2 protein-coding genes are annotated in these 1,514 nt (G+C 37.3%); both read right to left on the bottom strand.

What is annotated here, in order from left to right; translation table 11 throughout:
• Positions 1 to 152: 152 nt before the first annotated feature.
• Positions 153 to 476 carry a transposase family protein gene (locus QUA78_RS32555; protein WP_333399264.1) on the bottom strand — a complete coding sequence of 108 codons (324 nt, stop codon included), beginning with the start codon at positions 474 to 476 and terminating at the stop codon, positions 153 to 155.
• A 147-nt stretch (positions 477 to 623) separates the two neighbouring features.
• Positions 624 to 1,130 (bottom strand): GNAT family N-acetyltransferase, encoded by a 507-nt coding sequence (locus QUA78_RS32550; RefSeq protein WP_333307625.1) that lies wholly within the window; start codon positions 1,128 to 1,130, stop codon positions 624 to 626.
• Positions 1,131 to 1,514 lie beyond the last annotated feature (384 nt).

Genomic DNA, 1,514 nt, shown 5'->3' with positions numbered 1-1,514 from the left:
TAATTATGAAATGGAACCGAAAGATAAAAAATAAAGGCAACTTAGTTAATGCAGTTTAGATGTTTAACAGCTTATTCTGTGAGTATTTCCTTAACTATTGCATGGTCAGCAGCGTTTTTTTTTACTTGTTCCAGCAAGCTAGATGGTAGCAATCAAAGCAGGAGCGCAAACCAATAGTTAAATGTATCATTAGCTGTAGACTCACTTACTCCAAACTGAATGCCCAGAAGTTGAAATGTTGTCATATGCCGTATATAAACCAAGGTTAAAATTATTTGTTCGGGAATAGATAGTTTGGGTTTTCGACCTCCTCCACCCGCAATAATTCTCACTTTTTTTGATGCGAGTAAAGCTTGTTTTTCATGATGTAATCGTTCGGCATTTTGGAGCAATTGTTGTAACTGTTCATATTCCAGACCAATTAATCGCTGTGTTTCTTTATGATTCTCTTCAATATGATTCAGGATGTCGCTCATGTTTGTGTGTAAAAAAATGTCTCTTATGTTCTTTTACCACATAATGTTACTATTTTGGAGATGTCTAATCAATTATAAAAGATTTCAGCAAAGATTTTGGTAAAGATTTGAGGATTGAAAATTGAGTATATTGTTTAATAATAATGCTCAACAACTTAAGTTATCAATCCTAAAGAATAATATCGGATTTCCATCCACAATTCTGGATTCTACTTCCTTCATTCCGAGTCTTTCTGCGACTTTAAGCGACTCAATGTTTGGGCGATCGCAGCTTGCGACAATATAGTCCAAGCCAAGTTCATTCAAACCATACTCCAATCTTTTGGTTGATGCTTCAGTAGCATATCCTTTTTTAAGTGCTTTCGGCAGCAGCGCGTAAAGCAACTGCGACTGTGCTTCCTCCAACAAATACCACAAACCAACAAATCCAATGATTTCTCGATCGTTCTTTGTCTCGATAAACCACAAACCTAATTTACTTTCTTCAAAAAGCTTTTTGTTCTCGGCCAGCATTTCTTCGACTTGTTGCAGCGACAATATTTCGCCGTCACATAGATATCTCCTCACATAAAAATTAGTAAACATTCCGTGGAGCGTGTTGAGGTCGCTCTCTACAATCGGTTTCAGAATCAATTTCTGAGTTTCAAGTATCATGCGGATTATTTTTCTCAGCTTCAATAACGATCGCACCTATCAATATTAGTCCAGGACGCACGGGTGGTCAGAAACCGGTTTTTTCGACAATACTTGGTTATAGGGCGCAGATACGGCAAAAAACCCGGTTTATGCAGGTTTTGCGTAACTCTAATTAACAAACAGCGCTAAATCACCGTAATCACTGGATAGTTGTAACTTTCTTTGACTACCAGGGTAAGAGCGTCTCAATCATGCTTGACAAAAGGAATCCGAAGAATCTAAGATCTTGTCAAGAAAACAAGAACTGATAATTTGAATCAGATAATCATTATCCATAGCTGCCCGTTTCATTTTTTGTCTAAGACTACGTTTGTAAGTAGGTTCGCAGTTGAGGGCATTCAG

Origin of the sequence: Microcoleus sp. K4-B3 (assembly GCF_036704615.1) — a bacterium.
Classification (GTDB): Bacteria; Cyanobacteriota; Cyanobacteriia; order Cyanobacteriales; family Microcoleaceae; genus Microcoleus.
This window is presented reverse-complemented; position numbering and strand designations above follow the sequence as displayed.